This is a genomic window from Sulfitobacter sp. SH24 (assembly GCF_965641895.1).
In the GTDB taxonomy this organism is placed as follows: Bacteria; Pseudomonadota; Alphaproteobacteria; order Rhodobacterales; family Rhodobacteraceae; genus Sulfitobacter; species Sulfitobacter dubius.
The window spans coordinates 3,208,319-3,231,216 of sequence record NZ_OZ282575.1; the positions used below are offsets into that span (position 1 = coordinate 3,208,319).

The following is a 22,898-nucleotide window of genomic DNA, read 5'->3' on the forward strand; positions in this document are numbered from 1 at the left end:
GATTTTAAGGTTTTCGCCCAAATTGCGATTGACAGTCACCCAGCCGAGCCTTAGAGCACCCAACACGATACGTGCCCAGGTGGCGGAATGGTAGACGCGCTAGCTTCAGGTGCTAGTACTGGCAACGGTGTGGAGGTTCGAGTCCTCTCCTGGGCACCAATATCAACAAAAAAACCCTCGAAAACTTCGGTTTTCGAGGGTTTTTTGTTTTCATATCCAACAGCTATCACACAAACTCACTCCCTATGGGGGCCGCGATTATGATGCCCCTTTAAGGAGAATCGCATTGCTCGGACGCGTATGCATTGCCGATCAGTTCACCTGCCGTGCGAAGTCTAGAAAGGTGATTGATCACCACTGCGTCCAAGCTTTGCTCACCTGAATTCTAAATGAGGTCCACCGCATCGATCGGCTTTCCCTCCGCGATAATCGGAACCGCAATCGCCGACAGCAAAGCACCACAATCGACGGCCCGCCTTGCACATATGCGCACGACTATCGGTTCGGGCAGGCAGGAGCTTGTCGCAAGCGCGGCAAGCGAGATTTTGCCGCGACCCTAAAGGCAAAACGCTACGCAGTTCAGCTATCTCTCATACCCCGATTGCGCGTTATTGATGCGCGTGCCTCGCCTTCTGCATACATAGCTGCAACCGTGCTTCGAGTTCTTCCAAACTAAAAGGCTTTTTCAAACAGTCGCTTGCACCTGCCGCCAAGGCACGTCGCAACAGATCATCATTTTTCCGAGTAGAGATCATTACGACAGGGACGCCCTGATAGAACGACAACCTCCGAACACTACTACAAAATTCAAGCCCGTCCATCGCCGGCATCATGAAATCAGTGGTAATGATATCCGTTGCAATGCGCTGTTTTCTCAGATCATCCAAAGCACGGGCCGGACATCCGTATTCCGCCACACATGTAAACCCAACTTCGGCGAGAGACGCCTGAATCACCTGCCGCGCTATATCAGAATCATCGACAATGATAACATTCCAGCTCATTTCACCCGCCCTCGACATTTACGATTACATCCCGAGGTCCTCAGTATATGTAAAAGAGCTAATTTGGAGTGAACCTTCAGATGCGCTTGCCGACGAACATGGCTGACGACGCACGCACGCAAGCGATATCGCCCTTCTGCCAGACAAGCTCACCCTGAGCCGTGGCAAATTTCCCCATGCTGACACAGGCCATGATAGGCGCAATCTTTGTGGCGTTTTGAATAGCTTCGCGGGTGCTGTCGAACTGGATAGTCATGGCTTGTGCTCCTGAGTTGAATTACCTCAACCTTCACACAAGTTGCTGCCCGATGCCTGCTGGCGTTGGCATAAGAACACTACTCTTTGGTATATGAGCAGCCCCTGAAAGGACCGTGTCAGGTCAGCACCCCGCGCATTTGCGCAGAGGACTGACCCCATCAGTCAGGGACGGTTCAGCAGTTTTTCGTACTTCGACACAAAAAGATGCGCGCCTTTCATCTTTTGCGTGACCCAGTCGCCCACGGTGAATAGCATCAAAAAGCTGTTGCCGCGTTTGGGCCCCAAGGGCAGCAGGATCGGCGCTTCGGGGCCCCATGGGCGGTAGGTCTTCATATCTGCCAGCTTGCGGCCCGTGATCAGCCCGGTCAGCGTCTTTTTCAACCACGGCAACTGACGGCTAACCGCAACGATGGTCATATTGTCACCGGGATTCGCAACGTCCCCGGCGGCAAAGACATTGGGCAGCGAGGAGGGGCGCATATAGTCATCGGTTTTGATCCGCTCAGCAGCGGTCACCTCTGCGCCGGGCAGGTTTTTAAGCAGGTCAGAACAGGCCCGCGCACCTAGGACAGGAAAGATCAGGTCAAATGTTCGCTGCGTCCCATCGCCGAGGGTCACACTCCCCGCATGCGGCTCTGTTTTTGATGCAAGCCCTTCGGCCTTTTCGCCAAGGATGATCTCCACACCACTGGCTTTCAATTTCTTGCTGAGCGATGTTCCAAGGCTATCGGGCTTCGCCGCAAAAAGCTTGTCGTCCATCGTGATTAGGGTGATCTTTTTGTCTGGCATTGCATAGGCAATTTCGCCTGCAAGCTCGACGCCCACAGCCCCGGCGCCGATAATGCCGATGGTCTTAGCCGACACCAGCTTTTCCCGCGCCGCTTGGTTTGCCGTGCGCATCCCCTCAATGTCAGCGCCCTTAGGCTTGAACGGAGCCGCATAATCCGAACCGGTGGCGACAACGATATAATCCGCGTCAATCCGCGCGCCATCATCTAACGTGACCCCATTCCCATCAACGCCCGTTGCCCGCGCCTCAACCACCCGGCCGCGCTTTAGCAATCGGTCATAAGGGATCAGCGCCTCTTCGACCAAACCGGGCTGAACCAAGGCACGGATCATCGCTGGCGCATGCACAAAATGGCTGCGCTGTTCGATCAGCGTGACATCGGCTATGTCATCCATCGTCTTGGCGAGCTCAGCGCCCACATATCCGCCACCTATGATTGCGATACGTTTGCCCATCGGTGCTGTCTCCTTCTGGTGATGTCAGGTTTCCGGGCCATTTACCCATGCGGTCAGCTACCTAAGATAGGCACTCTTTAAAAGATTTCCCGCTCTGCCCCCTGAAAACAGTTTCCGCTGCCACAAAAGCAGTCAAATGCCCGCCAGATAAGCCCGGCAAAGGCGAGGCGATTCTCTTAAGCGATACAACATATTGTTTAGAATCATCGCACCTGATTAACTCCCCCCAGCGACAGGGAGAGCCGCGGCACAATGAAAGACACCAAAGCAGAGACTTTTCTGCGTTTTGATAACGTCAAGAAGAGCTACGATCAGGAAAACCTCGTCGTTAAAGGCTTCGACATGGATGTGCAGGAGGGAGAGTTCATCACCCTTCTTGGCCCCTCCGGCTCGGGCAAAACCACCGTGCTGATGATGCTGGCGGGGTTTGAAAGCGTCACCTCGGGCGATATCGCCATCAACGGCAAATCGATCAACAAGACTGCGCCCAATAAGCGCAACATCGGCATGGTGTTCCAGAACTACGCGCTGTTCCCGCATATGACGGTGGCCGAAAACCTCGCCTATCCGCTCAGCGTTCGCAAAATGGCCAAGGCCGATATCAAAGAGCGCGTGGCGGAGTATCTGGCATTGGTCGAACTTTCGGCCTTCGGCGACCGCCGCCCCGGCCAACTGTCGGGCGGTCAGCGGCAGCGCGTGGCACTGGCCCGCGCGATGATCTTCCAGCCGACGCTGATCCTGATGGACGAACCTTTGGGTGCGCTCGACAAGAACCTGCGCGAACAGATGCAGTTCGAGATCACCCGCCTGCACAAGCAGATCGGCTTTACCGTGATCTATGTCACCCACGACCAGACCGAAGCGCTGTCGATGTCCGACCGGATCGCGGTTTTCAACGACGGCGTCGTGCAGCAATGTGCGCCCCCGGCAGAGCTGTATGAGCGCCCGGTCAATGCCTTCGTCGCTGAGTTCATTGGTGAGAATAACTTTGTGCAGGGCAAGGTCAGCCAAATCGAAGGCGAGATCGCCAAGGTCGAGACAGACACCGGCACCATCACGACCCAAACCTCCGAAGGGCTGACCGAGGGCGCGCAATGCCGCGTCTCAATCCGACCCGAGAAGCTGTTTATCCATCCCACAACCCACGCCCATGACAACGCGCTGACGGCGACCTTTGTCACGCGCATCTATGTGGGTGATTTCATCCGCTATTATTTCCGCCTACCCGACGGCACCGACATTATCGTCAAAGTGCTCAATGACCTGTCCGCGCCCGAGTTCGAAGACGGCGCGACGGCGCAGCTGTTGTCCCTGACGAAAGATTGCATCGCCTTTGCCAATTAAGGGCGACCGGGGGCAAACCGGGGCCCCGCAAAAGACCTGGACACAACAAGGAGAGACCTGATGAAGAAACATCTGACGTATCTGGCCACGACGGCGCTGCTTGCCAGCCCTGTTCTGGCCCAGGATCTGACAGTAACATCTTTTGGCGGCGCCTATGGCGCGGCACAGATGGAGCACATGATTGAACCCTACATGAAGGAATCCGGCACCAACGTCCTGTTCGAAGACTACGGCGGCGGCGTGGCCGAGATGAAAGCGCAGGTCGAAGCGGGCAACATCCTGTGGGATGTCGTCGACATCGAAGTGATCGACCTCGAACGCGCCTGTGCCGAGGGCTATCTGGAAGTGATCGACCAATCCGTTCTGCCCGAGGGCGACGATGGCACCGCAGCGGCGGATGACTTCATCGAAGATGCGTTGGCCAATGAGTGTGGCGTCGGCAATATCGTCTGGTCCGTCGTCTTTGCGGTGAACACCGAAAACGGCGAAGGCCCGAAAACCATCGAAGACTTCTTTGACACCGAGAAGTTCCCCGGCAAACGTGGTCTGCGCAAACGCCCCCAAGTGAACATGGAATGGGCGCTGCTGGCCGATGGCGTCGCCCCGGAAGAGGTCTATGAGGTGCTCGCCACCGAAGAGGGCCAAGCCCAAGCCTTTGCCAAGCTCGACACCATCAAGGACGAGATCACTTGGTACGACAGCTGGTCTCAGGCCCCCGTTCTGCTGAACGACGGCGGTGCCGCCATGGTGCAATCCGCCAACGGTCGTATCTTTGCCGCGATCAAGGACGATGGCGCACCCTTCGAGATTGTCTGGGACAGCCACATCTATGACCTCGACGTCTGGGCGATCATGAAAGGCACCGAGAAAAAAGAAGAGGCGATGGAGTTCATCAAATTCGCCACCGGCACCGTGCCGCTGTCGGGCATGCAAGACGTGGCCTATGGCCCGACCCGCGCCTCTGCCCAAGCGCTGCTGCCCGAGGACGTGAAGCAGGACCTGCCCACCGCGCATCTGGACGAAGGTGTCAAAGCCGATGGCATCTTCTGGGCCGACTATGGTGAGACGTTGGGTGAGAAGTTCAACGAATGGCTGCTGCAATAAGCACCCTGCCCCGCGCCTGACCGGGCGCGGGGAACCCAATCCCTATAGAAGAGTAACCGCGTGTCCAGCCTCAGTTCCCAAGACGCCGCCAACGCCCGTCGCCAAATGCGCAGACGCCGCCTGCAGGCGTTTCTTTTCGTGGTGCCGCTGCTACTCTTCATCCTTTTCGCCTTTGTCGCGCCGATCACCACGATGCTGTTTCGCAGTGTCTATAACCCGACCGTCGCAGAACTGGTGCCTGAGACGCTAACCATGCTGGAGGACTGGGACGGCGAAGCCCTGCCCGATCCGGCTGTGGTGACGCAAATGGCCGTCGACATGAAGCGCATGGCGGGCAACCGCACCTCCGGCAAATTCGCCGATGAGATCAACCGCGCCCTGCCGGGCATGTCGAGCGTGATCAAATCCACCGCCCGCGGGCTGCGCCGTGCGGATGATGCAGAACTCGCCGCCAATGGGGCTGAGATGCTGCTGGCCGAGAATGACCGCTGGGCCAAACCCGCCACATGGCGCGCGATCCGCAGCGCCGGGCAGGTCTATACCTCAAGCTATTACCTCACCGCCGTCGATCTGGAGTATGATGCCGAGGGTGAGATCATCATGCGTGACACGCAGATCTACAAACAACTCTATACCAAGACGCTGAAGATGGCGCTGATTATCACCGGGCTGACCATGTTGCTCGGCTATCCGCTGGCCTTCTACATGTCCCAAGCCTCTCCCGCGATGGCGAACTTCCTCATGGTCTTTGTGCTGCTGCCCTTCTGGACCTCGCTTCTAGTGCGCACGACCGCTTGGATCGCGCTGCTGCAAGCGGGCGGCGTGGTGAACTCGACGCTCATCTGGGCGGGGCTAATCAATGAGCCGATCGAGCTTCTCTACAACGAGTTTTCCACCATCCTCGCCATGACCCACATCCTGCTGCCCTTCATGGTGCTTCCGCTCTATGCGGTGATGCGCGGGATCGACGCGAGCTTCATGCGGGCCGCAATTTCCATGGGCTCGAACCCCATCGGCGCGTGGTACAAAATCTACCTACCGATGAGCCTGCCGGGTCTGTCTGCCGGGGCGCTGTTGGTCTTCATCATCTCGGTCGGCTATTACATCACGCCCGCGCTGGTGGGCGGCACCGACGGTCAGATGATCTCGAACATCATCGCCTTCCACATGCAGGTGTCCAACAACTGGGAACTGGCGGCGGCCTTGGGCTCGCTCCTGCTGATCCTGATCCTCGTTCTCTACTGGCTGTTCGACCGTTTCGTCGGCACCGACAACCTCAAGCTGGGATGACGCCATGAGCCCATTGCCCGACTATTACACGATCTGGCACAAAGCGGGCCACTACGGCCTGCGCATCATGGCGGCCTTGGTGCTCATCTTTCTGATGCTGCCGATCCTCGTGATCATGCCGCTATCGTTCAATGCCGAGCCCTTCTTTACCTTTACCCAAGGCATGCTGTCGCTCGACCCCGACGCCTATTCGACGCGCTGGTATCAAGAGATTGTCGACGACCAAAAATGGCGCATCGCGATCCGCAACAGCTTCCTTGTCGGCATTGCAGCCGCCAGTATCGCTACGGTGCTGGGGACACTGGCCGCCGTCGGCCTTGCCTCTCCTTGGATGCCGTTCAAACGGGTCATTACCGCGCTGTTGCTATCGCCGATGATCGTGCCACTGATCATCATCGCGGCAGGCATGTTCTTTTTCTACACGCAGTTCAACCTCGTCGGCACCTTCACCGGGTTGATCATCGCCCATGCGGCGCTTGGCGTGCCCTTTGTCATCATCACCGTCACCGCCACGCTCAGCGGCTTTGACCGCTCACTCTTCGTGGCGGGGCTGAGCCTTGGCGCTTCGCCGATCAAGGTGTTCTGGGACGTGGTGATTCCGCTCATCCGCCCCGGCGTGATCTCGGGCGGGCTTTTTGCCTTTGTCACATCCTTCGACGAGGTGGTGCTGGTGCTCTTCCTTGCAGGGCCAGAGCAGCGCACGATTCCGCGGCAGATGTTCTCGGGCCTGCGCGAGCAGATCAACCCGACGATTTTGGCGGTGGCGACGCTGCTGGTGGTGCTCTCGGCGACGATGCTCTTCGTGCTGGAAGCCCTGCGCCGACGCTCGGCCCGACTGCGCGGTCAAGAATAGGCAAAACCGCCCGAGGGCGGCACCAAACACCTGATCCATAACAATTTAGGGAGGGGGGTGATTGGTGAGCCGTGATGGGTTCGAACCATCGACCTACTGATTAAAAGTCAGTTGCTCTACCAACTGAGCTAACGGCCCACTAGGCGGGTAACTAGAAATTACGGGCGGCAGGGTCAAGCCCTTTATTACGAAAATAATGCGAGATGCTGGATTAGTTTTCATGCCGGGGTTATATGCCCCGAATGTACAGCGATCAGACCCCCGGATTGCCCTTCATGAAAATGCATGGGCTAGGCAATGACTTCGTCGTGTTTGATGCACGCGCGGAGGCAATCGACGTGACCCCGGCGATGGCGCAGGCCATCGGGCACCGGCAATTTGGCGTGGGATTCGATCAGCTTGCGGTGATTACACAAGGGGCGGGCGACGCGCATCTGACCTTTTACAACAGCGACGGCTCGCTCTCCGCCGCCTGCGGCAATGCCACCCGCTGCATCGCGCGCTATCTGATGGACGAGACAGGCCGCGATTCGCTGCATTTGACCACCGCGCGGGGCGATCTGGCGGCGAAGGACGCCGGGGGCGGCTTGACCTCCGTCAACATGGGCCACCCGCAGTTGAATTGGGACGAGGTGCCACTGGCGCGCGAAATGGACACGCTGCACCTGCCGATTGACGGCGACCCCGTCGCCACCGGCATGGGCAACCCGCATTGCACCTTTTTTGTCGATGATGCCGAGGCGGTGGATCTCTCCGATCTCGGCCCCCGCGCCGAGCATGACCCGCTTTATCCTGAGCGCACCAACGTCCAAGTGGCGCAAATCGTCGGGCCGGACCATATCCGCATGCGCGTTTGGGAGCGCGGCGTGGGCGTGACGCTGGCCTCGGGCTCGTCCTCCTGCGCCACAGCCGTCGCCGCCGCCCGTCGGGGCCTCACGGGCCGCGCCGTGCGCATCGACCTCGACGGCGGCACACTGCACATCGACTGGCGCGAGGATGGCGTCTGGATGACGGGGCCGACCACCCATGTCTTTTCCGGCACCTTCACCCCCGAGTTTCTGGAGAGCCTGACATGAGCGCCCCGATCTTCAGCACCATGGGCTGCCGTCTCAACGCCTATGAGACCGAGGCGATGAAGGAACTGGCCGAACAGGCCGGGCTTCAGAACGCCGTGGTGGTCAACACCTGCGCCGTCACCGCCGAGGCTGTGCGCAAAGCCCGCCAAGACATCCGCAAGCTGCGCAAGGCGCACCCCGATGCGCGGCTGATCGTCACCGGCTGCGCCGCCCAGACCGAGCCCGAGACCTTTAACGCCATGCCCGAGGTCGACGTCGTGATCGGCAACACCGAAAAAATGCAGGGCGCGACGTGGCAGGGTATGGCCGCCGATTTCATCGGCGAGACCGAGACCGTGCAGGTCGACGACATTATGTCTGTCACTGAAACAGCAGGCCATCTGATCGACGGGTTCGGCACCCGGAGCCGCGCCTATGTGCAGGTGCAAAACGGCTGCGACCACCGCTGCACCTTCTGCATCATTCCTTACGGTCGCGGCAATTCCCGGTCCGTCCCCGCAGGGGTCGTGGTGGATCAGATCAAGCGGTTGGTGGACAGGGGTTTTAACGAAGTGGTGCTGACCGGGGTCGATCTGACATCTTGGGGGGCCGATCTGCCCGCCACGCCAAAGCTCGGCGATCTGGTAATGCGCATCCTGAAACTGGTGCCCGATTTGCCGCGGCTGCGGATCTCCTCAATCGATTCGATTGAGGTGGATGAAAACCTAATGCAGGCCATCGCCACCGAGCCACGCCTGATGCCGCATCTGCACCTGTCGTTGCAGCATGGCGACGACATGATCCTCAAGCGCATGAAGCGCCGTCATCTGCGCGACGACGCGATCCGTTTTGCCCAAGATGCTCGCGCCCTGCGTCCCGACATGACCTTCGGCGCCGACATCATCGCCGGTTTCCCGACCGAGACCGAAGCGATGTTCGAAAACTCGATGAAACTGGTCGAAGAATGCGATCTGACATGGCTGCATGTCTTCCCCTACTCTGCCCGCCCCGGCACCCCCGCGGCGCGGATGCCCGCGGTGAATGGTGCTGCGATCAAAACCCGCGCGGCACGGCTGCGCGCGGCGGGTGAGCGGCAAGTGCAGCGGCATCTGGAGGCGCAGGTGGGGCAAACGCACGATGTGCTGATGGAGAACCCTCACATGGGGCGCACGGCGCAGTTCACCGAGGTGAGTTTTGCCGCGCCACAGGTCGAGGGCCAGATCGTGCGGACCGAGATTACCGGGACTTCAGGCACACAGCTGACCGCCTAGCGCGCAGGGCATCGCCCTTCCTGGGGGCGATGTAACGAGGCTGTGGTCGACACGGCTGCCGTACTCAAAACGACTCCGCATCATGAAACCTCGCCAAATCGCCCTCCGAGGGGAGGGAGGGCGATGCCCGGTGTGCCACCGGGCGGACCCTGTTGAGAGGTTTTAGACCAAATGGCCGCCGTCATTAAGCATGGCTAAAAAAAAGGGCGCCGGTTTCCCGACGCCCTTCGCATTTCTAAAAAGCCGTGGCCCGATCAGTCGTCCTTGCGGCGGTTCTTGACCGGCGCCCAGAGCTTTTTATTGGTCAGGTACAGTAGCACCGACAACAGACCCAACAGCACGACCCCGGCAAAGCCAGCCTGCTTGCGTGCGCCCAGCTTGGGTTCGGCGGTCCACATCAGGAAGGCAGAGACATCCTCGGCCATGTGCTGAACGTCATTGGCATGCTCATCCGCAAACTCGACCAGCTCATCCGACAACGGGGGCGCCATGGCGATCCAGCCGCCGGGGAAGACAGTGTTCTCATAAAGAACGGTGCCTGCTTGCTCTTTCTCTTCGCCAGTATAACCGGTCAGCAACGCGGTGATATACTCCGGCCCACCGATCCCTTTCAGGAACTGGTTGATGCCCAGACCGTAAGGACCGTGGAACGCGGCGCGTTTCTTGGCCATCAGCGAAAGGTCAGGTGCGTTGGGCAGGTTGGAGCCGGGGAAGTGATCAACCGGGGTGCCGGGGCGGGTGTCGTCCAGCTCGGCGTCATAGACGTCATAGCCTTTGGCGTATTCGATCACCTGATCTTCGGGCATGTTCGGACCGCTTTCGTCCGCCAATGTCCGCATCGCGACATATTCCAGACCATGGCAGGCCGCGCAAACCTCGGTGTAGATCTGCAGACCGCGCTGAAGCTGGTTTACGTCATAGCCACCGAAAGGCCCATCGAAAGAGAAGTCGATGTTGTCGATATGCGGTGTGGCGTGCGAATCATGCGCGTCGTCACCGTGGTCGCCTTCTTCGGCGTGATCGTCGGCAGCGTGTTCTTCGCCGTGATCATCAGTTTCCATGACACCCACGTTGGGGTCATCGCTATGCGCTTGGCCGTCAACATCATCTTCGGCGATTACGTCGTTCTCGGCGTTTTCCTCAGCTGTCGATTGCACTTCGTCGGTGGCTTCGACCTCTTCGGCGGGCGCTTCTGCCGCATCTTCTTCGGAAACTTCCTCTGTCGCGTCCTCAGCGGGTGCTTCTTCAGTTGTTTCTTCTTCAGCAGCTTCTTCTGCAGGTGCCTCTTCGGTCACAGCTTCGTCAGCTGCAGGGGCTTCTTCAGTCGCCACGGTCTCGGCAGGAGCTTCTTCGCTCGCAGCCTCTTCCGCTGGCGCCTCTTCAGGTGTCACTTCCTCGTCAGGCGCTTCCTCGGCGGGGGCCTCTGCGGTCGTGGGTTCCTCAGCAGGCGCTTCCTCGGCTGCGGGTTCGTCTGCCGGGGCCGCTTCGACTTCTGGTTCAGCCTCAGTCGCCTCGGCTTCCGCCGGTGCTTCTTCGGCAGCTGGTGCCTCAGCCGGTGCAGTCTCAGCCTCGGTCTCCGGCGTTTCCGCCGGAGTTGTTAGCAGTTCTTCTTCTGTCGCTGTGTCCTGCGCCAGCACTGCCGTTCCCGGCAGGGCAAGGCCCAAAGATACCACGGCAGAAAGGAGGTTGGTCTTCATCATGGTCATGATCCTTATTCCGCCGGGTTCACAAGCGTCTTGGTGCCGCCTGCCTTGGGCGCATAATGCGCGTCAAAGTCGGCTTCGATGGTTTCAGGCTGCGCCAGCGGCTTCTCGATCACGCCCAAAAGGGGCAGGATGACGAGGAAGTAGGCGAACCAATAGGCTGCTGCGATCAGCGAGAAGGTCGCATAGGGCTCTTCTGCGGGCATCGCACCCAGCCACATCAGGGCAAAGAAGTCGATCACCAGCAGTGCGAACCACCACTTGAACATCGGACGATACCGGCCCGAACGTACAGAGGATGTGTCCAGCCACGGCACCAGCGCCATGACCGCGATCGCCCCGAACATCGCCAGCACGCCGAAGAACTTGGCGTCGATGATGCCACCGGTCACGAAGGACGCGATTTGTACAACCCAGACCTCGGATGTGAAGGCCCGCAGGATCGCATAGAAGGGCAAGAAGTACCATTCCGGCACGATATGCGCAGGTGTCGCCAGAGCGTTGGCTTCAATGTAGTTGTCCGGGTGGCCCAGATAGTTTGGCATGAAGCCGACGACGGCGAAGAACAGCGTCAAGATCACGGCCAGCGCGAAGAGGTCCTTGATCACGAAGTAGGGCCAAAACGGCAGCGTGTCTTTCTTTGCGTCTTCTTTCGAGGTGCGGCGCACTTCGACCCCGGTGGGGTTGTTGTTGCCAGTCGTGTGGAAGGCCCAGATGTGGAGAACCACAAGGCCCGCAATCACGAAGGGCAGCAAATAGTGCAGCGAGAAGAAACGGTTCAGCGTCGCGTTATCAACCGCAGGCCCACCCAGCAGGAAGGTCTGAAGACCCTCACCGATGAAGGGGATCGCGCCAAAGAGGCCCGTAATAACCGTGGCACCCCAGAAGGACATCTGCCCCCAAGGCAGCACGTAGCCCATAAAGCCGGTGGCCATCATCAGCAAGTAGATCAACATGCCGATGATCCATGTGATCTCACGCGGGGCTTTGTAGGAGCCGTAGTAAAGACCGCGGAAGATGTGCGCATAAACCGCGATAAAGAACAGCGACGCACCGTTCATATGCAGGTAGCGGATCATATAGCCGCCGTTCACGTCACGCATGATGTGCTCGACCGAGGCAAAGGCCAGATCGACATGCGGCGTGTAGTGCATCACCAGAACGATGCCGGTGATAATTTGCAGTGCCAGACAGAAAGTCAGCACGATGCCCCAGATCCACATCCAGTTCAGGTTCTTGGGCGTGGGGATCATCAATGTGTCGTACAACAGGCCAACGATGGGAAGGCGGCGGTGCAGCCACTTTTCGCCGTTCGAATTCGGCTCGTAATGGTCGTGAGGAATTCCAGACATCTCTCTTCCGCTCCCTTAACCCAGTTTGATCGTGGACTCGTCCACGAATTCGGCGACAGGCACCGGCAAGTTGCGTGGCGCCGGCCCTTTACGGATGCGGCCCGCGGTATCGTAATGCGACCCGTGGCAGGGGCAGAACCAGCCGCCAAAGTCGCCAGCATCACCCAAAGGCACGCAGCCAAGGTGCGTGCAGACGCCCATTTGAACCAGCCACTCGCCGTTTTCATCCAAAGCGCGGTTGGCGTCCGTGGCAGGCACGTCGCCGCCAAGGTTCGCGTTCTGCGCGATAGGGTCCGGCAGGCTGGACACGTCTACAGAGTTTGCTTCTTCAATCTCGGCCTCTGTGCGGCGGCGAATGAACACCGGCTTGCCCAGCCATTTCACGGTCAGCTGCGTCCCGACTTCAACGCCGGACACATCCACACGAATGGACGACAGCGCCTTTACATCGGCAGAGGGGTTCATCTGGTTGACCAAAGGCCAGACGGCGGCACCAACGGCGACGGCACCTGTACCGGCTGTCGCGTAATACAGGAAATCCCTCCGGGTGCCTGCGTGTTCTTCTGCTTGGGACACGGGTTTACTCCAATTCTTGGCCAAATCTGGCCGTCAGACATAGGGGTGGCGTCACCTTGCCACCTGACTTCTCGCCGCTATCTACCGGGATGGACCGCGCCCGTCCAGATGTCAAAGCCGCGCATCTGGGATCAACCGCGCCACAACGCGGCAAAAATACCGCGATTGTGGCAATATCATTACGGCCCGATTACTGCGGCGGCACTGTATGGGTCATTGCAGGGCGCGAATCAAAGGCATCGAACCAAGCTGCCAGATCGGGGTTTCCGGCCCGCCAATCCCGCGCGCCATGGCGAAAATCGATATAACCCAAGGCGCAGCCAACCGCGATCTGCCCCATGTCCAAAGGCCCAGCGAGATGCGCAGCCCATTGGTTGTTCAGTGTTTTACAGGCCCGCTCAACCTTGCCCCACTGGCCCTCGACCCATTCCGACATGCGTTTATCTTCGGGGCGCAGCTTGCCCTCATAGACCATGGCAAGCGCTGCATCGAGCATGCCGTCCGCCGTGGCCTCCAGCGTCAAAGTGTCCCACCTGCTTGTGCCTTGGGGGTAAAGCCCCGCCCCCGCGCGGTCATCCAGATAGGCGCAGATCACCCGGCTGTCATAAAGCGTGCAGCCGTCTGGCCGCTCCAGCGCGGGTACTTTGGTCAGCGGGTTGCGCGCGGCAAAGCCCTCGGCCGGGGCCAGCGGCGTGCCCGAGGTCGGCTCCAGCGCGACATCGTCAAGCTGGCCGGTCTCATGCAGCAGCACCATGACCTTGCGGACATAGGGCGAGGTTGGAGAATAAAATAGTTTCACGTGAAGTCCCCCCTTGGTTGCCCGCACTATTCAACGGGGCCGCGCCGGACGCAACGGCGATCACGCCCCGCGCATCAGGGCCACCATCACCGCCGGATCCGTGCCGAACCCATGCGCCGCCATCTGTTCCGCCGCTGCCAGACGCACGGCCGCATCCTTGTTCTGGCCCAGCTTCCACGTGCCGTCGATCCCGGTGACGCGGAGCTGGCAAGGCACAATCATCCGAAGCATCTTGTCCCGCGCCTCGGGGGTCATCTTGTCCAATTTCCACGGGGTCTTGGGCGCAAGCCGCGCCTCATAGACCGCCGATTGCCGTGCCAGCAGATCGGGCAGTTCCTCTGCCGGGGGCAGCTCCAGCGTGCCAGTCAGATGCACGGCCACATAGTTCCATGTCGGCACTTGATCCTCGATCCCGTACCAATCCGGCGAGACATAGCTGTCGGCCCCGGTCACCGCCAATCGCACCGGCTGCGGGGTCTTCAGCGCTCGCGCGATGGGGTTGGAGCGCACCAGATGCAGCTCTGCCAAATCTCCGGCAGCGTTCAGAATGAAGGGCACATGCGCCATCAGCGGTCCCTCTGCCCCGTTGATCGCCAAGACGCCAAAGCCGGTGTCACGGGCAAAGGCAAGGTTCCGGTCACGGCCCTCTTTGCGGTAGATCGGATTGGGGTGCATGGTCACTCCTATGCGTTTCTTTTGGTATTGCAGAGCCTTGTGCAACTTGGCAACCTGACATCATTCTCAGGGCGGGGCGAAATTCCCCACCGGCGGTAAGCGGTCCCCGCAAGCCCGCGAGCGGCCTTTTCGAAGGTGTCAGCAGATCTGGTGCGACTCCAGAGCCGACGGTCACAGTCCGGATGAAAGAGAATGCGAACAAAGACGGGGGCCAAGCCTCGGTCTTTGCGCGTGATCGCCTTGGGTGGACGTGTCTGAACCTAAAGGAGATCACAATGACACAAGATCGTTCCGCCCGTTTCGCCTTTGTGCGCGCAAGTTGGCATGCGGATATTGTCGACCGCGCCTATGACGGGTTTACCGAAGTTATCGACGCCGCGCAGGTGGACAGTTTCGCCGTCCCCGGTGCCTTTCAACTGCCGCTTATGGCGCAGCGTCTGGCCAAGACCGGGCGCTATGATGCCGTGATCTGCGCGGCCTTCGTCGTGGATGGGGGCATCTACCGGCATGACTTCGTGGCGCAGACCGTGGTCGATGGGCTGATGCGCGTGGGGCTGGACTGTGACCTGCCGGTGCTGTCGGTCTCGCTCACCCCGCACCACTATCAGGAAACGGATCATCACAACGCGATCTACCGCGACCACTTCGTCACCAAGGGTCGCGAGGCCGCTCAAGCCGCCCTTGGCATGACCCAGGCGCTAAACACGTTTTCTTCAAAAGAAAACGGCGCGGAAATTTCAAAAATTTCCGCCGCCTAGCCGAGATAGGCGCGCAAGGCCGGTGGCGGGTTGTCGAGCAATTCCACCGCCGGTCCCGGCGCATGGGCGCGCCCGCCTTCGACAAAGATCACCTCATCCGCGATGCGGCGCACGTCATCCGGTGCATGGGTCACCATGATCAGCCCCGCCCCGGTCTCGCGGGCGAGGTCTTGGACCAAATCCAACATCTCGACCCGCAGCGCGGGGCCAAGCGCGGCAAAGGGTTCATCCAGCAGCACCCAAGGCCGCGCCTGCACCAGCACCCGCGCCAGCGCCACGCGGCTTTGCTGCCCACCCGACAGCGCGCCGGGGCGTTTGGCGGCGTGATCGCTCAGCCCCACCCGCGCGAGGGCGGCATCGACCGCCTCCCGATCCGCCGCTTTCAACCGCAAGTCAGGGCGCAGGCCAAGGCCAACGTTCTGACGCACAGTAAGATGAGGGAACAGGTTATTATCCTGAAACAGCATCGTCATGCCGCGCTGGCCGGGATGCTGTTCGGTGATCTCCTCCCCCTCCCGCAACAACCGCCCCGCCGCCACCGGCACAAACCCACAGATCGCCGCCAGCAGGGTCGACTTACCCGACCCCGAGGGGCCGATCACCGCATAGCTGTGCTCCTGCGCCAGCGTCATATCGGCCGTGAGGCTGAAATCGCCCCTCTCAATGCGCATCTTTTCAAGCGTCAGCATGCCAGCGCCCCCATTTGTCGCAGACGAAAAACACCGCCAGCGCCAGGACCAGCAGCAACAGCGCCGCGCCCGCTGCGGCCTCCATCCGGTAGGCGCCCATCAGACGGTACATCTGCAAGGGCAGCGTCGCACGGTCCTGATCGGCGAACAGCGCGATCACGCCGAGATCCCCCACCGACAGCGCCCCGGTCAGCCCGGCGGCAAAGCCCAGTTGCGGGCGCAAACGCGGTAAAACCAGCAAACGCCACAGGGCCCAACCATTCATGCCGAGGGTCTGCGTCAGCGGGCCATAATCCTGCAACGTCTCACGCAGCCGCGGCACCAGAATGCGCAGCACGAAGGGCAACGCCATCAGCGCGTTCACGAGGGCCGTAACGGGAAGGCTCAGCCGCGCCGGGTCGAGCACCGGGTTGATCAGAATGAACCAGCCCGTGCCGATCATCAGCGGAGAGGCGGCGAGCCCCATCAGGCCAATCGCCTCCACCCCGCCGCGCCGCCGGGTGGCGATCCAACCCGCCATCGGCAGCGCCAGCAGGGCCAGCACCGCCACGCTCAACCCCGCTACCAGAACGCTGTTCAACGTGGCCTGCCAAACCGAAGGCGGCAGTTGTCCTAAACCAACCAACCCGCGCAGCATCACAGCCCCTAGAGGCAGCAGCAAAAACAAGGCAGCGAGCATAATTACCACCCCATCCAACACCCGTTGCCCTCCGCCCCGCGCATCCCAGCGGCGCAGGGGGCGATCCAGCCCGCCGCCCATGCTGATCGGCGGGATCAGCCAAAGCGCCGCAACCGCCGCAGCACCCGCGAGCACAAGCTGCACTACCGACAAAAGCGCCGCCCGCCCAAGGTCAAAATCAAACCGAAACGCTTGATAGATCGCTAGCTCGATCGTCGTCGCGCGCGGCCCGCCACCCAGTGTCAGGGCCACGGCAAAACTTGTCAGGCAAATCACGAAAATCAGCGCCGCCACCCCGGGCAACACCTGCCGCAACATCGGCCATTCAAGCGTCAGAAACAGCGCGCGGGGCGTCATCTGTAGCTGTCCGGCCAGCCGAAACCGCTCGGACGGGATGCTTTGCCAGCCTTGTAGCAAAAGCCGTGTCGCCAATGGAAGGTTAAAGAAAACATGGGCCAGAACCACGCCGTGCAGCCCGTAGATCGACACCGACGGCAGGCCTAGAGCCGCACCAAACTGGTTGAGCACGCCCGAACGGCCAAAGACCGTCAGCAGCCCCAGCACCGCCACGATCACCGGCAGGATAAAAGGCGCGCCGAGTAGCGTAATCAACGCCCCCCGCCCCCAGAACCGCCGCCGTGCCAAGGCCCGCGCGACCGGTACCGCGAGCAGAACGGACAACACCGCCGACCACACCGCCTGCGTGACGGTAAAACGCACCGCCGCCCAATCCGCGGCCCCCAGCCCCGCCGCCACATCGGCCGCCATGAAAACGGCGACCAAGGCGGCGAGGATCAGGCCCGCGACCAGAGCGGCGGCGAAAAGCCCCGTCTTGTTGCTTAGCGCGACAGCGCGGTCAGCCATTCGTTCAAGGCCTCTTCCCGGAGCGCAGGTACATCGGCATTGGGCACCAACAGCGCCTTACCGGGCTGGATCATCCCGTCGAACCCTTCGGGCAGACCATCCTGAGGCGTCACGGCAGGATACATCCAGTTGGTCGTCGGCAGCACCGACTGTGCGGCATCAGAGACGAGGTATTGCAGGAATTGATCCGCCAGTTCCGGCTGATCCGACCCCGCAAGTTTCCCCGCCACTTCGATCTGCATGTAGTGGCCTTCGTCAAAGAGCGCGGCAGCCTTGCTGTCATCCTCTTCCGCGATCAGGTGGTAGGCGGGGGAAGTCGTGTAGCTCAGCACCATATCGGCTTCGCCTTCGAGGAAGAGACCGTAGGCTTCGGACCAGCCTTTGGTGACCGTCACGATATTATCCGCCAGCCCCGCCCAAACCTCGGGCGCTTCATCGCCATAGGCCGTCTTGACCCACATCAGCAGCCCCAGGCCGGGCGTCGAAGAGCGCGGGTCTTGGATCACGATTTTCAGATCGCTCTCGGCCAGCGCTTTGAAATCGCCGGGCGCGTCCAGATCGGTGCCGTGGACAAAGGCGAAATAGCCCCAGTCATAGGGGACGAAGACGTCATCTTCCCAAATGATCGGCAGGTCGTATTCGGCTTGCAACCCGCTCGGCGCAAACAACTCTGTCTCCTTGGCGGCGGCGACAAGGCTGGTGTCGAGGCCCAACACGATATCCGCGTCAGAGCGTGCGCCTTCGAGCTTCAGCCGTGCCAGCAAGGCCGCGCCATCGCCCATACCGACAAATTTCAGATCGCAGCCGCATTCGGCCTCAAAACCCTTTTCGATGGCCGGGCCGGGGCCCCATTCGGTGACGAAACTGTCGTAGGTATAGACTGTCAGTTCAGGCGTCTCCGCCCATGCAGCCGATGCGCCCATGACGCCCGCAGCAAGTGTAAGATACTTCATTGCATCCTCCTTTTGCGGCGAAAGGTAAAAGGTGGATGTCTGTCCGGACCTTCCCTCCGCCGGTGTTAACCGGTTCAGGTTCAACGGGTCCGCGCAACACGCACATCTCAGCCCAAAGGCCCCCCGAGGTAGCGTCAGGGGTAGATGCCCCCCACACAATTGGCAAGGCAAATCCCCTTGAGGCAGGGCGCTGCCCCGGCTAAGGGTTTGACAACAGGAGGTCCGCCCATGTCGATCAACAGCTTTGGCCATCTTTACCGGGTCACCACATGGGGCGAGAGCCACGGTCCCGCCCTTGGCGCCACGATTGATGGCTGCCCCCCCGGCGTGCCGATTGACGAGGGCATGATCCAACAGTGGTTGGACAAGCGCAAACCGGGCCAGAACAAATACACCACGCAGCGGCGTGAGGCGGATGAGGTGCGGATTCTGTCGGGCACCTTTGAGGGCGTCACGACAGGCACCCCGATCCAACTAATGATCGAGAACACTGATCAACGCTCAAAAGACTACGGCGACATCAAGGACAAGTTCCGCCCCGGTCACGCCGACATCACCTATTTCCAAAAATACGGCATCCGCGACTATCGCGGGGGTGGGCGTTCCTCGGCGCGCGAGACGGCGGCGCGGGTGGCGGCGGGCGGTCTGGCGCGTGAGGCGATCAAAGCGTTGGCGCCGAACCTGAAAATCACCGGCTATATGGTGCAGATGGGTCCACATAAGATCGACCGGGATGCGTTCGATTGGGACCAGATCGAGCAGAACCCGTTTTGGGTACCCGATGCCAAGGCGGCAGGCGACTGGGCCGCGTATCTCGACGGGCTGCGCAAATCGGGCAGCAGCGTCGGTGCAATCATCGAAGTCACCGCGCGCGGCGTGCCTGCGGGCATCGGCGCGCCGGTCTATGGCAAGCTCGACACCGATCTGGCCGCCGCGATGATGAGCATCAATGCCGTCAAAGGCGTGGAAATTGGCGAAGGCATGTCAGCCGCGATGCTGACCGGAGAGCTGAACGCGGACGAGATCACCATGGGGCCAGAGGGGCCGGAATATTCCTCCAACCACGCGGGCGGTATCTTGGGCGGCATCAGCACCGGACAGGATGTCGTGGTGCGTTTCGCGGTCAAACCGACCTCAAGCATCCTGACCACACGGCGCACCATCACCAAACAGGGCGAAGAAACCGAGATCATCACCAAGGGCCGCCACGATCCTTGCGTCGGCATCCGCGCGGTGCCCGTGGGCGAGGCGATGATGGCCTGTGTGTTGCTGGATCACCTCCTGCTGCACCGCGGGCAGATCGGCACCAACCGCGGACGGATCGGCCCCGAAGCATGAGGACCAGAGCATGAAAGTCGATGATTTCTCCGCCCGCCCCGCCCTTGGCGTCGGGCTGAAAATCACGGCGATCCTGCTCTTCACCTGCATGTCGGCCATCATCAAGTCGCTAGCCGACGACGTGCCCGCGGGCGAGTCCGTCTTCTTCCGCTCTTTCTTTGCCATTCCGGTGATCCTGATCTGGCTGGCACAACGCGGCAAACTGAAAAGCGGGCTCAAGACGAAGAACCCGATGGGCCATGTCTGGCGCGGGCTGTTTGGCACTACTGCGATGGGCCTGACCTTCACTGGCCTTGGCCTGCTGCCCCTGCCAGAGGTCACCGCCATCGGTTTCGCCACGCCGATTTTTACCGTCATCCTTGCCGCCGTGCTGCTGGGCGAGCAGATCCGCCTGATCCGCGTCACCGCCGTCGCGATGGGGCTGGTGGGCGTGATGATCATCCTCTGGCCGCGGTTCAGCAATATCGGCACGATGGAGCAGACGGCCACCATTGGCGCGCTGTTGATCCTGATGGCGACGATGGTGCGCAGCCTTGTGCAGATCCACATTCGCCAGCTGGTGCAGAACGAAGACACCGCCGCGATCGTCTTCTACTTCTCCTGCACCGCGTCGCTGCTGGCCCTTTGCACCCTGCCCTTTGGTTGGGTCATGCCGGATCTGCAAACCTTCGGCCTCTTGGTTCTGGCCGGGCTGATTGGCGGAGTGGCGCAAATTTTGATTACCTCGGCCTATCGCTTTGGTTCGGCCTCAATGCTCGCGCCTTATGACTATACCTCGATGCTTTTCGCCATCGTGCTGGGCTATGTCTTCTTTGCCGAACTGCCGACGATGATGATGCTGGCGGGCGCGGCGCTGGTGATCAGCGCGGGCGCGCTGGTGATCTGGCGCGAGCGGCAGTTGGGGATGGAGCGCGGCAAGGCGCGGTCTGTTACCGATCCGAAGGCATGATCTAATGCGGGCTTTCGCCCGGCTCGCCCTCTGCCTATGGTGCCCCGAAACCGGATAGAGGAGATGACCGATGAGCGACGCGGATCCGAAAGATCACAAGGAAAAGATGCAGCAGCGTCAGGCCGAGCAGCGCGCCAAGGTGGCCGAGCTGCAAGACCCGGACAAGGGTCTGGTGCTGGTTCACACAGGGCCAGGCAAGGGCAAATCCTCTTCTGCTTTTGGCGTTGTCGTACGCGCCCTTGGATGGAAACAGCGCGTCGGCGTGGTGCAATTCATCAAGGGCAAATGGAAGACCGGCGAACGGCTGTTCTTTGAACAGCTGGACGAGGTGACATGGCACACGATGGGCGAAGGTTTCACCTGGGACACCCAAGACCGCAACCGCGACATCGCCGCCGCCGAAGCTGCATTCGGCAAGGCACGCGAAATGATGGCGAGCGGGGACTATGACCTTGTGGTGATGGATGAGATCAACATCGCCATCCGCTATGAATACCTCAAGATCGAAGACGTGATCGCCGGGCTCGACGCGCGCGACAAGCGCACCGCCGTCGTGCTGACAGGCCGCGACGCCCGGCCCGAGCTTTGCGACTATGCCGATCTGGTGACCGAGATGACTGAGGTCAAACATCCGTTTAAAGCGGGCATCAAAGCGCAGCGCGGTGTTGACTACTAACCCCCCTCGCTTTGCATTTCTGAAGATACCAAAGGCTGTCCTTACCCAAGGGCGGCCTTCTTTTAATTCTCTCGCGATCCGGCGTTTCATGACCACACCATACGGCGCGGGTCTCTGCCGCCGATGGCCTCTCTGCACCGCGACATGTTACCGAAATCAACGCCTCAGTTCTATTCCGTAACATTTTGATTGAACCGAATCGCCCTGCTGTGTAAATTGCGTAGCAACAACAGGAGTACCCCCATGCAGGCATTCATCTGCGACGCGCAGCGCACCCCCATTGGACGTTACGGCGGCGCCCTCTCTTCGGTTCGCGCCGACGATCTGGCCGCGATCCCGTTGAAGGCATTGATGGAGCGGAACCCCTCGGTGGATTGGGCGCGTGTCGATGATGTCATCATGGGCTGCGCAAACCAAGCGGGCGAAGACAACCGCAACGTCGCGCGCATGGCCGCCCTGCTGGCAGGCCTGCCCGTCGACGTGCCGGGTGCCACGATCAACCGGCTCTGCGCCAGTGGCATGGATGCCGTCGGCGCCGCCGCCCGAGCGATCCGCGCCGGCGACATGGATCTGGCCATCGCCGGTGGCATCGAGAGCATGTCGCGCGCCCCGTTCGTCATGCCGAAAGCGGAAACCGCGTTTTCGCGCAGCAATGCGGTCTATGACACCACCATCGGCTGGCGCTTTGTGAACCCCAAAATGAAGGCGCAGTTCGGCGTGGATTCCATGCCCGAAACCGCCGACAATGTGGCTGCCGACCATGATGTGTCGCGCGAAGACCAAGACGCTTTCGCCGCCCGCAGCCAGCAACGCTGGGCCGAAGCGGATGAAAAGGGCCTCTTTGCCGAGGAAATCACCCCCGTCACGATCCCGCAGCGGAAAGGCGACGACGTAATCGTCGACCGTGACGAGCACCCCCGCCCCGGCACCACGCCGGATAAACTCGCCAAGCTGCGCGGCATCAATGGCGCTGACCTGACTGTGACTGCTGGCAACGCCTCTGGCGTGAATGACGGTGCGGCAGCGATGCTGCTGGCATCTGAGGCAGGCGTGAAAGACCACGGCCTCACCCCCATCGCCCGCGTTGTTGCCATGTCTGCCGCAGGTGTCGAGCCGCGCGTCATGGGCATCGGCCCGATCCCCGCGGTGCGCAAGGTGCTGGACCGTGCGGGCCTGACCATTGAGCAGATGGACGTGATCGAACTGAATGAGGCTTTCGCCTCCCAAGGCCTCGCTACCCTGCGCGCGCTCGGCGTGCCAGATGACGCACCCCATGTGAACGCCAATGGCGGTGCCATCGCGATCGGCCACCCGCTGGGCATGTCTGGTGCACGTCTGGTGATGACGGCGGCGCTGCAGCTCAAGCGGACAGGCGGCAAATACGCGCTATGTACAATGTGTGTGGGCGTGGGTCAGGGCGTGGCACTGATCCTCGAAAACGCAGGCTGAGACTTCTTTCCCGG

The 22,898-nt window shown here is 60.8% G+C and carries 22 protein-coding genes, 2 tRNA genes and 2 riboswitches; of the genes, 12 read left to right on the forward strand and 12 right to left on the reverse strand.

The features are described 5' to 3' along the window. The first annotated feature begins 73 nt into the window (after positions 1–73). Positions 74–159 (forward strand) — tRNA-Leu (locus ACSQ16_RS18390). 449 nt (positions 160–608) lie between these two features. Here the strand turns inward: ACSQ16_RS18390 and ACSQ16_RS18395 are convergent. The 3 genes from ACSQ16_RS18395 to ACSQ16_RS18405 all read right to left on the reverse strand — a co-directional run bounded on the left by ACSQ16_RS18395 (position 609) and on the right by ACSQ16_RS18405 (position 2,507). Next, positions 609–1,004 (reverse strand): response regulator, encoded by a 396-nt coding sequence (locus ACSQ16_RS18395; RefSeq protein ID WP_243261973.1) that lies wholly within the window; start codon positions 1,002–1,004, stop codon positions 609–611. Between the two features lie 76 nt (positions 1,005–1,080). Beyond that, positions 1,081–1,260 (reverse strand): hypothetical protein, encoded by a 180-nt coding sequence (locus ACSQ16_RS18400; protein ID WP_093927716.1) that lies wholly within the window; start codon positions 1,258–1,260, stop codon positions 1,081–1,083. A gap of 164 nt (positions 1,261–1,424) precedes the next feature. After that, the gene (locus tag ACSQ16_RS18405; protein ID WP_243261972.1) at positions 1,425–2,507 is read right to left on the reverse strand and encodes an NAD(P)/FAD-dependent oxidoreductase; all 1,083 of its coding nucleotides are present in this window, start codon (positions 2,505–2,507) and stop codon (positions 1,425–1,427) included. Between the two features lie 252 nt (positions 2,508–2,759). Between ACSQ16_RS18405 and ACSQ16_RS18410 the strand changes: the two genes are divergently transcribed. From ACSQ16_RS18410 to ACSQ16_RS18425, 4 genes are read left to right on the forward strand one after another with little or no spacing between them, the layout of a single operon-like run. Next, positions 2,760–3,851 carry an ABC transporter ATP-binding protein gene (locus ACSQ16_RS18410; RefSeq protein WP_243261970.1) on the forward strand — a complete coding sequence of 364 codons (1,092 nt, stop codon included), beginning with the start codon at positions 2,760–2,762 and terminating at the stop codon, positions 3,849–3,851. A gap of 60 nt (positions 3,852–3,911) precedes the next feature. Further along, positions 3,912–4,955 (forward strand): ABC transporter substrate-binding protein, encoded by a 1,044-nt coding sequence (locus ACSQ16_RS18415; RefSeq protein ID WP_243261969.1) that lies wholly within the window; start codon positions 3,912–3,914, stop codon positions 4,953–4,955. A gap of 60 nt (positions 4,956–5,015) precedes the next feature. Next, positions 5,016–6,245 carry an ABC transporter permease gene (locus ACSQ16_RS18420; RefSeq protein ID WP_243261968.1) on the forward strand — a complete coding sequence of 410 codons (1,230 nt, stop codon included), beginning with the start codon at positions 5,016–5,018 and terminating at the stop codon, positions 6,243–6,245. Positions 6,246–6,249: 4 nt separating this feature from the next. Beyond that, a complete protein-coding gene (locus tag ACSQ16_RS18425; protein ID WP_174861039.1) occupies positions 6,250–7,098 on the forward strand; it encodes an ABC transporter permease in 849 nt (282 codons plus the stop codon). Between the two features lie 62 nt (positions 7,099–7,160). Here ACSQ16_RS18425 and ACSQ16_RS18430 read toward each other — a convergent pair. After that, a tRNA-Lys gene (locus tag ACSQ16_RS18430) sits at positions 7,161–7,236 on the reverse strand. A 104-nt stretch (positions 7,237–7,340) separates the two neighbouring features. On the opposite strand from ACSQ16_RS18430, the gene dapF reads away from it, so the two are divergent. Continuing rightward, positions 7,341–8,174 (forward strand): diaminopimelate epimerase, encoded by an 834-nt coding sequence (gene dapF / locus ACSQ16_RS18435; RefSeq protein WP_243263107.1) that lies wholly within the window; start codon positions 7,341–7,343, stop codon positions 8,172–8,174. Then, positions 8,171–9,424, forward strand: a complete 1,254-nt coding sequence (mtaB, locus tag ACSQ16_RS18440) for a tRNA (N(6)-L-threonylcarbamoyladenosine(37)-C(2))-methylthiotransferase MtaB (RefSeq protein ID WP_243261967.1) — start codon at positions 8,171–8,173, stop codon at positions 9,422–9,424. The genes dapF and mtaB overlap by 4 nt, the downstream gene beginning before the upstream one ends. Positions 9,425–9,678: 254 nt before the next feature. On the opposite strand, the gene ACSQ16_RS18445 is transcribed toward mtaB, so the two are convergent. From ACSQ16_RS18445 to ACSQ16_RS18465, 5 genes are all read right to left on the reverse strand, one after another. Beyond that, the gene (locus ACSQ16_RS18445; protein WP_317405572.1) at positions 9,679–11,124 is read right to left on the reverse strand and encodes a cytochrome c1; all 1,446 of its coding nucleotides are present in this window, start codon (positions 11,122–11,124) and stop codon (positions 9,679–9,681) included. An 11-nt stretch (positions 11,125–11,135) separates the two neighbouring features. Next, positions 11,136–12,479, reverse strand: a complete 1,344-nt coding sequence (gene petB / locus ACSQ16_RS18450; protein ID WP_243261966.1) for a cytochrome b — start codon at positions 12,477–12,479, stop codon at positions 11,136–11,138. Positions 12,480–12,494: 15 nt separating this feature from the next. Next, positions 12,495–13,055 carry a ubiquinol-cytochrome c reductase iron-sulfur subunit gene (gene petA, locus ACSQ16_RS18455; RefSeq protein ID WP_093927706.1) on the reverse strand — a complete coding sequence of 187 codons (561 nt, stop codon included), beginning with the start codon at positions 13,053–13,055 and terminating at the stop codon, positions 12,495–12,497. 190 nt (positions 13,056–13,245) lie between these two features. Next, positions 13,246–13,854 (reverse strand): glutathione S-transferase, encoded by a 609-nt coding sequence (locus ACSQ16_RS18460; protein WP_243261965.1) that lies wholly within the window; start codon positions 13,852–13,854, stop codon positions 13,246–13,248. A 60-nt stretch (positions 13,855–13,914) separates the two neighbouring features. After that, positions 13,915–14,529 carry an FMN-binding negative transcriptional regulator gene (locus tag ACSQ16_RS18465; RefSeq protein ID WP_243261964.1) on the reverse strand — a complete coding sequence of 205 codons (615 nt, stop codon included), beginning with the start codon at positions 14,527–14,529 and terminating at the stop codon, positions 13,915–13,917. Positions 14,530–14,587: 58 nt separating this feature from the next. Then, positions 14,588–14,727, forward strand: a riboswitch (FMN riboswitch). A 77-nt stretch (positions 14,728–14,804) separates the two neighbouring features. On the opposite strand from ACSQ16_RS18465, the gene ACSQ16_RS18470 reads away from it, so the two are divergent. Continuing rightward, positions 14,805–15,287: a 6,7-dimethyl-8-ribityllumazine synthase gene (locus tag ACSQ16_RS18470; protein ID WP_435988578.1), complete on the forward strand. Its 483-nt coding sequence runs from the start codon at positions 14,805–14,807 to the stop codon at positions 15,285–15,287. Here ACSQ16_RS18470 and ACSQ16_RS18475 read toward each other — a convergent pair. The 3 genes from ACSQ16_RS18475 to thiB are packed head-to-tail and all read right to left on the reverse strand — an operon-like array spanning position 15,284 to position 18,472. Next, positions 15,284–15,976 (reverse strand): thiamine ABC transporter ATP-binding protein, encoded by a 693-nt coding sequence (locus tag ACSQ16_RS18475; RefSeq protein ID WP_243261962.1) that lies wholly within the window; start codon positions 15,974–15,976, stop codon positions 15,284–15,286. The genes ACSQ16_RS18470 and ACSQ16_RS18475 overlap by 4 nt on opposite strands. Next, a complete protein-coding gene (locus ACSQ16_RS18480) occupies positions 15,963–17,519 on the reverse strand; it encodes a thiamine/thiamine pyrophosphate ABC transporter permease ThiP (protein WP_243261961.1) in 1,557 nt (518 codons plus the stop codon). The genes ACSQ16_RS18475 and ACSQ16_RS18480 overlap by 14 nt, the downstream gene beginning before the upstream one ends. Next, on the reverse strand, positions 17,495–18,472 hold the full coding sequence (gene thiB / locus ACSQ16_RS18485) for a thiamine ABC transporter substrate binding subunit (protein ID WP_243261960.1): 978 nt from the start codon (positions 18,470–18,472) through the stop codon (positions 17,495–17,497). The genes ACSQ16_RS18480 and thiB overlap by 25 nt, the downstream gene beginning before the upstream one ends. A 34-nt stretch (positions 18,473–18,506) precedes the next feature. Further along, a riboswitch (TPP riboswitch) is annotated at positions 18,507–18,608 on the reverse strand. A gap of 92 nt (positions 18,609–18,700) precedes the next feature. On the opposite strand from thiB, the gene aroC reads away from it, so the two are divergent. The 4 genes from aroC to pcaF all read left to right on the forward strand — a co-directional run bounded on the left by aroC (position 18,701) and on the right by pcaF (position 22,884). Next, positions 18,701–19,810, forward strand: coding sequence for a chorismate synthase (aroC, locus tag ACSQ16_RS18490; RefSeq protein ID WP_243261959.1), 1,110 nt, complete (start codon positions 18,701–18,703; stop codon positions 19,808–19,810). A 10-nt stretch (positions 19,811–19,820) separates the two neighbouring features. Further along, entirely contained in the window at positions 19,821–20,759 is a 939-nt protein-coding gene (locus ACSQ16_RS18495) for a DMT family transporter (RefSeq protein ID WP_243261957.1), read from the forward strand. A gap of 70 nt (positions 20,760–20,829) precedes the next feature. Next, positions 20,830–21,435, forward strand: a complete 606-nt coding sequence (gene cobO / locus ACSQ16_RS18500; protein WP_243261956.1) for a cob(I)yrinic acid a,c-diamide adenosyltransferase — start codon at positions 20,830–20,832, stop codon at positions 21,433–21,435. A gap of 243 nt (positions 21,436–21,678) precedes the next feature. Next, entirely contained in the window at positions 21,679–22,884 is a 1,206-nt protein-coding gene (gene pcaF, locus ACSQ16_RS18505; RefSeq protein WP_243261954.1) for a 3-oxoadipyl-CoA thiolase, read from the forward strand. Positions 22,885–22,898 lie beyond the last annotated feature (14 nt).

What these genes read in the sequence shown, in the direction of transcription:
- ACSQ16_RS18395 (WP_243261973.1), bottom strand. Translation starts at nt 1,004, where the DNA reads ATGAGCTGGAATGTTATCATTGTCGATGATTCTGATATAGCGCGGCAG.
- ACSQ16_RS18400 (WP_093927716.1), bottom strand. Translation starts at nt 1,260, where the DNA reads ATGACTATCCAGTTCGACAGCACCCGCGAAGCTATTCAAAACGCCACA.
- ACSQ16_RS18405 (WP_243261972.1), bottom strand. Translation starts at nt 2,507, where the DNA reads ATGGGCAAACGTATCGCAATCATAGGTGGCGGATATGTGGGCGCTGAG.
- ACSQ16_RS18410 (WP_243261970.1), top strand. Translation starts at nt 2,760, where the DNA reads ATGAAAGACACCAAAGCAGAGACTTTTCTGCGTTTTGATAACGTCAAG.
- ACSQ16_RS18415 (WP_243261969.1), top strand. Translation starts at nt 3,912, where the DNA reads ATGAAGAAACATCTGACGTATCTGGCCACGACGGCGCTGCTTGCCAGC.
- ACSQ16_RS18425 (WP_174861039.1), top strand. Translation starts at nt 6,250, where the DNA reads ATGAGCCCATTGCCCGACTATTACACGATCTGGCACAAAGCGGGCCAC.
- dapF (WP_243263107.1), top strand. Translation starts at nt 7,341, where the DNA reads ATGTACAGCGATCAGACCCCCGGATTGCCCTTCATGAAAATGCATGGG.
- mtaB (WP_243261967.1), top strand. Translation starts at nt 8,171, where the DNA reads ATGAGCGCCCCGATCTTCAGCACCATGGGCTGCCGTCTCAACGCCTAT.
- ACSQ16_RS18445 (WP_317405572.1), bottom strand. Translation starts at nt 11,124, where the DNA reads ATGATGAAGACCAACCTCCTTTCTGCCGTGGTATCTTTGGGCCTTGCC.
- petB (WP_243261966.1), bottom strand. Translation starts at nt 12,479, where the DNA reads ATGTCTGGAATTCCTCACGACCATTACGAGCCGAATTCGAACGGCGAA.
- ACSQ16_RS18465 (WP_243261964.1), bottom strand. Translation starts at nt 14,529, where the DNA reads ATGCACCCCAATCCGATCTACCGCAAAGAGGGCCGTGACCGGAACCTT.
- ACSQ16_RS18470 (WP_435988578.1), top strand. Translation starts at nt 14,805, where the DNA reads ATGACACAAGATCGTTCCGCCCGTTTCGCCTTTGTGCGCGCAAGTTGG.
- ACSQ16_RS18475 (WP_243261962.1), bottom strand. Translation starts at nt 15,976, where the DNA reads ATGCTGACGCTTGAAAAGATGCGCATTGAGAGGGGCGATTTCAGCCTC.
- ACSQ16_RS18480 (WP_243261961.1), bottom strand. Translation starts at nt 17,519, where the DNA reads ATGGCTGACCGCGCTGTCGCGCTAAGCAACAAGACGGGGCTTTTCGCC.
- thiB (WP_243261960.1), bottom strand. Translation starts at nt 18,472, where the DNA reads ATGAAGTATCTTACACTTGCTGCGGGCGTCATGGGCGCATCGGCTGCA.
- aroC (WP_243261959.1), top strand. Translation starts at nt 18,701, where the DNA reads ATGTCGATCAACAGCTTTGGCCATCTTTACCGGGTCACCACATGGGGC.
- ACSQ16_RS18495 (WP_243261957.1), top strand. Translation starts at nt 19,821, where the DNA reads ATGAAAGTCGATGATTTCTCCGCCCGCCCCGCCCTTGGCGTCGGGCTG.
- cobO (WP_243261956.1), top strand. Translation starts at nt 20,830, where the DNA reads ATGAGCGACGCGGATCCGAAAGATCACAAGGAAAAGATGCAGCAGCGT.
- pcaF (WP_243261954.1), top strand. Translation starts at nt 21,679, where the DNA reads ATGCAGGCATTCATCTGCGACGCGCAGCGCACCCCCATTGGACGTTAC.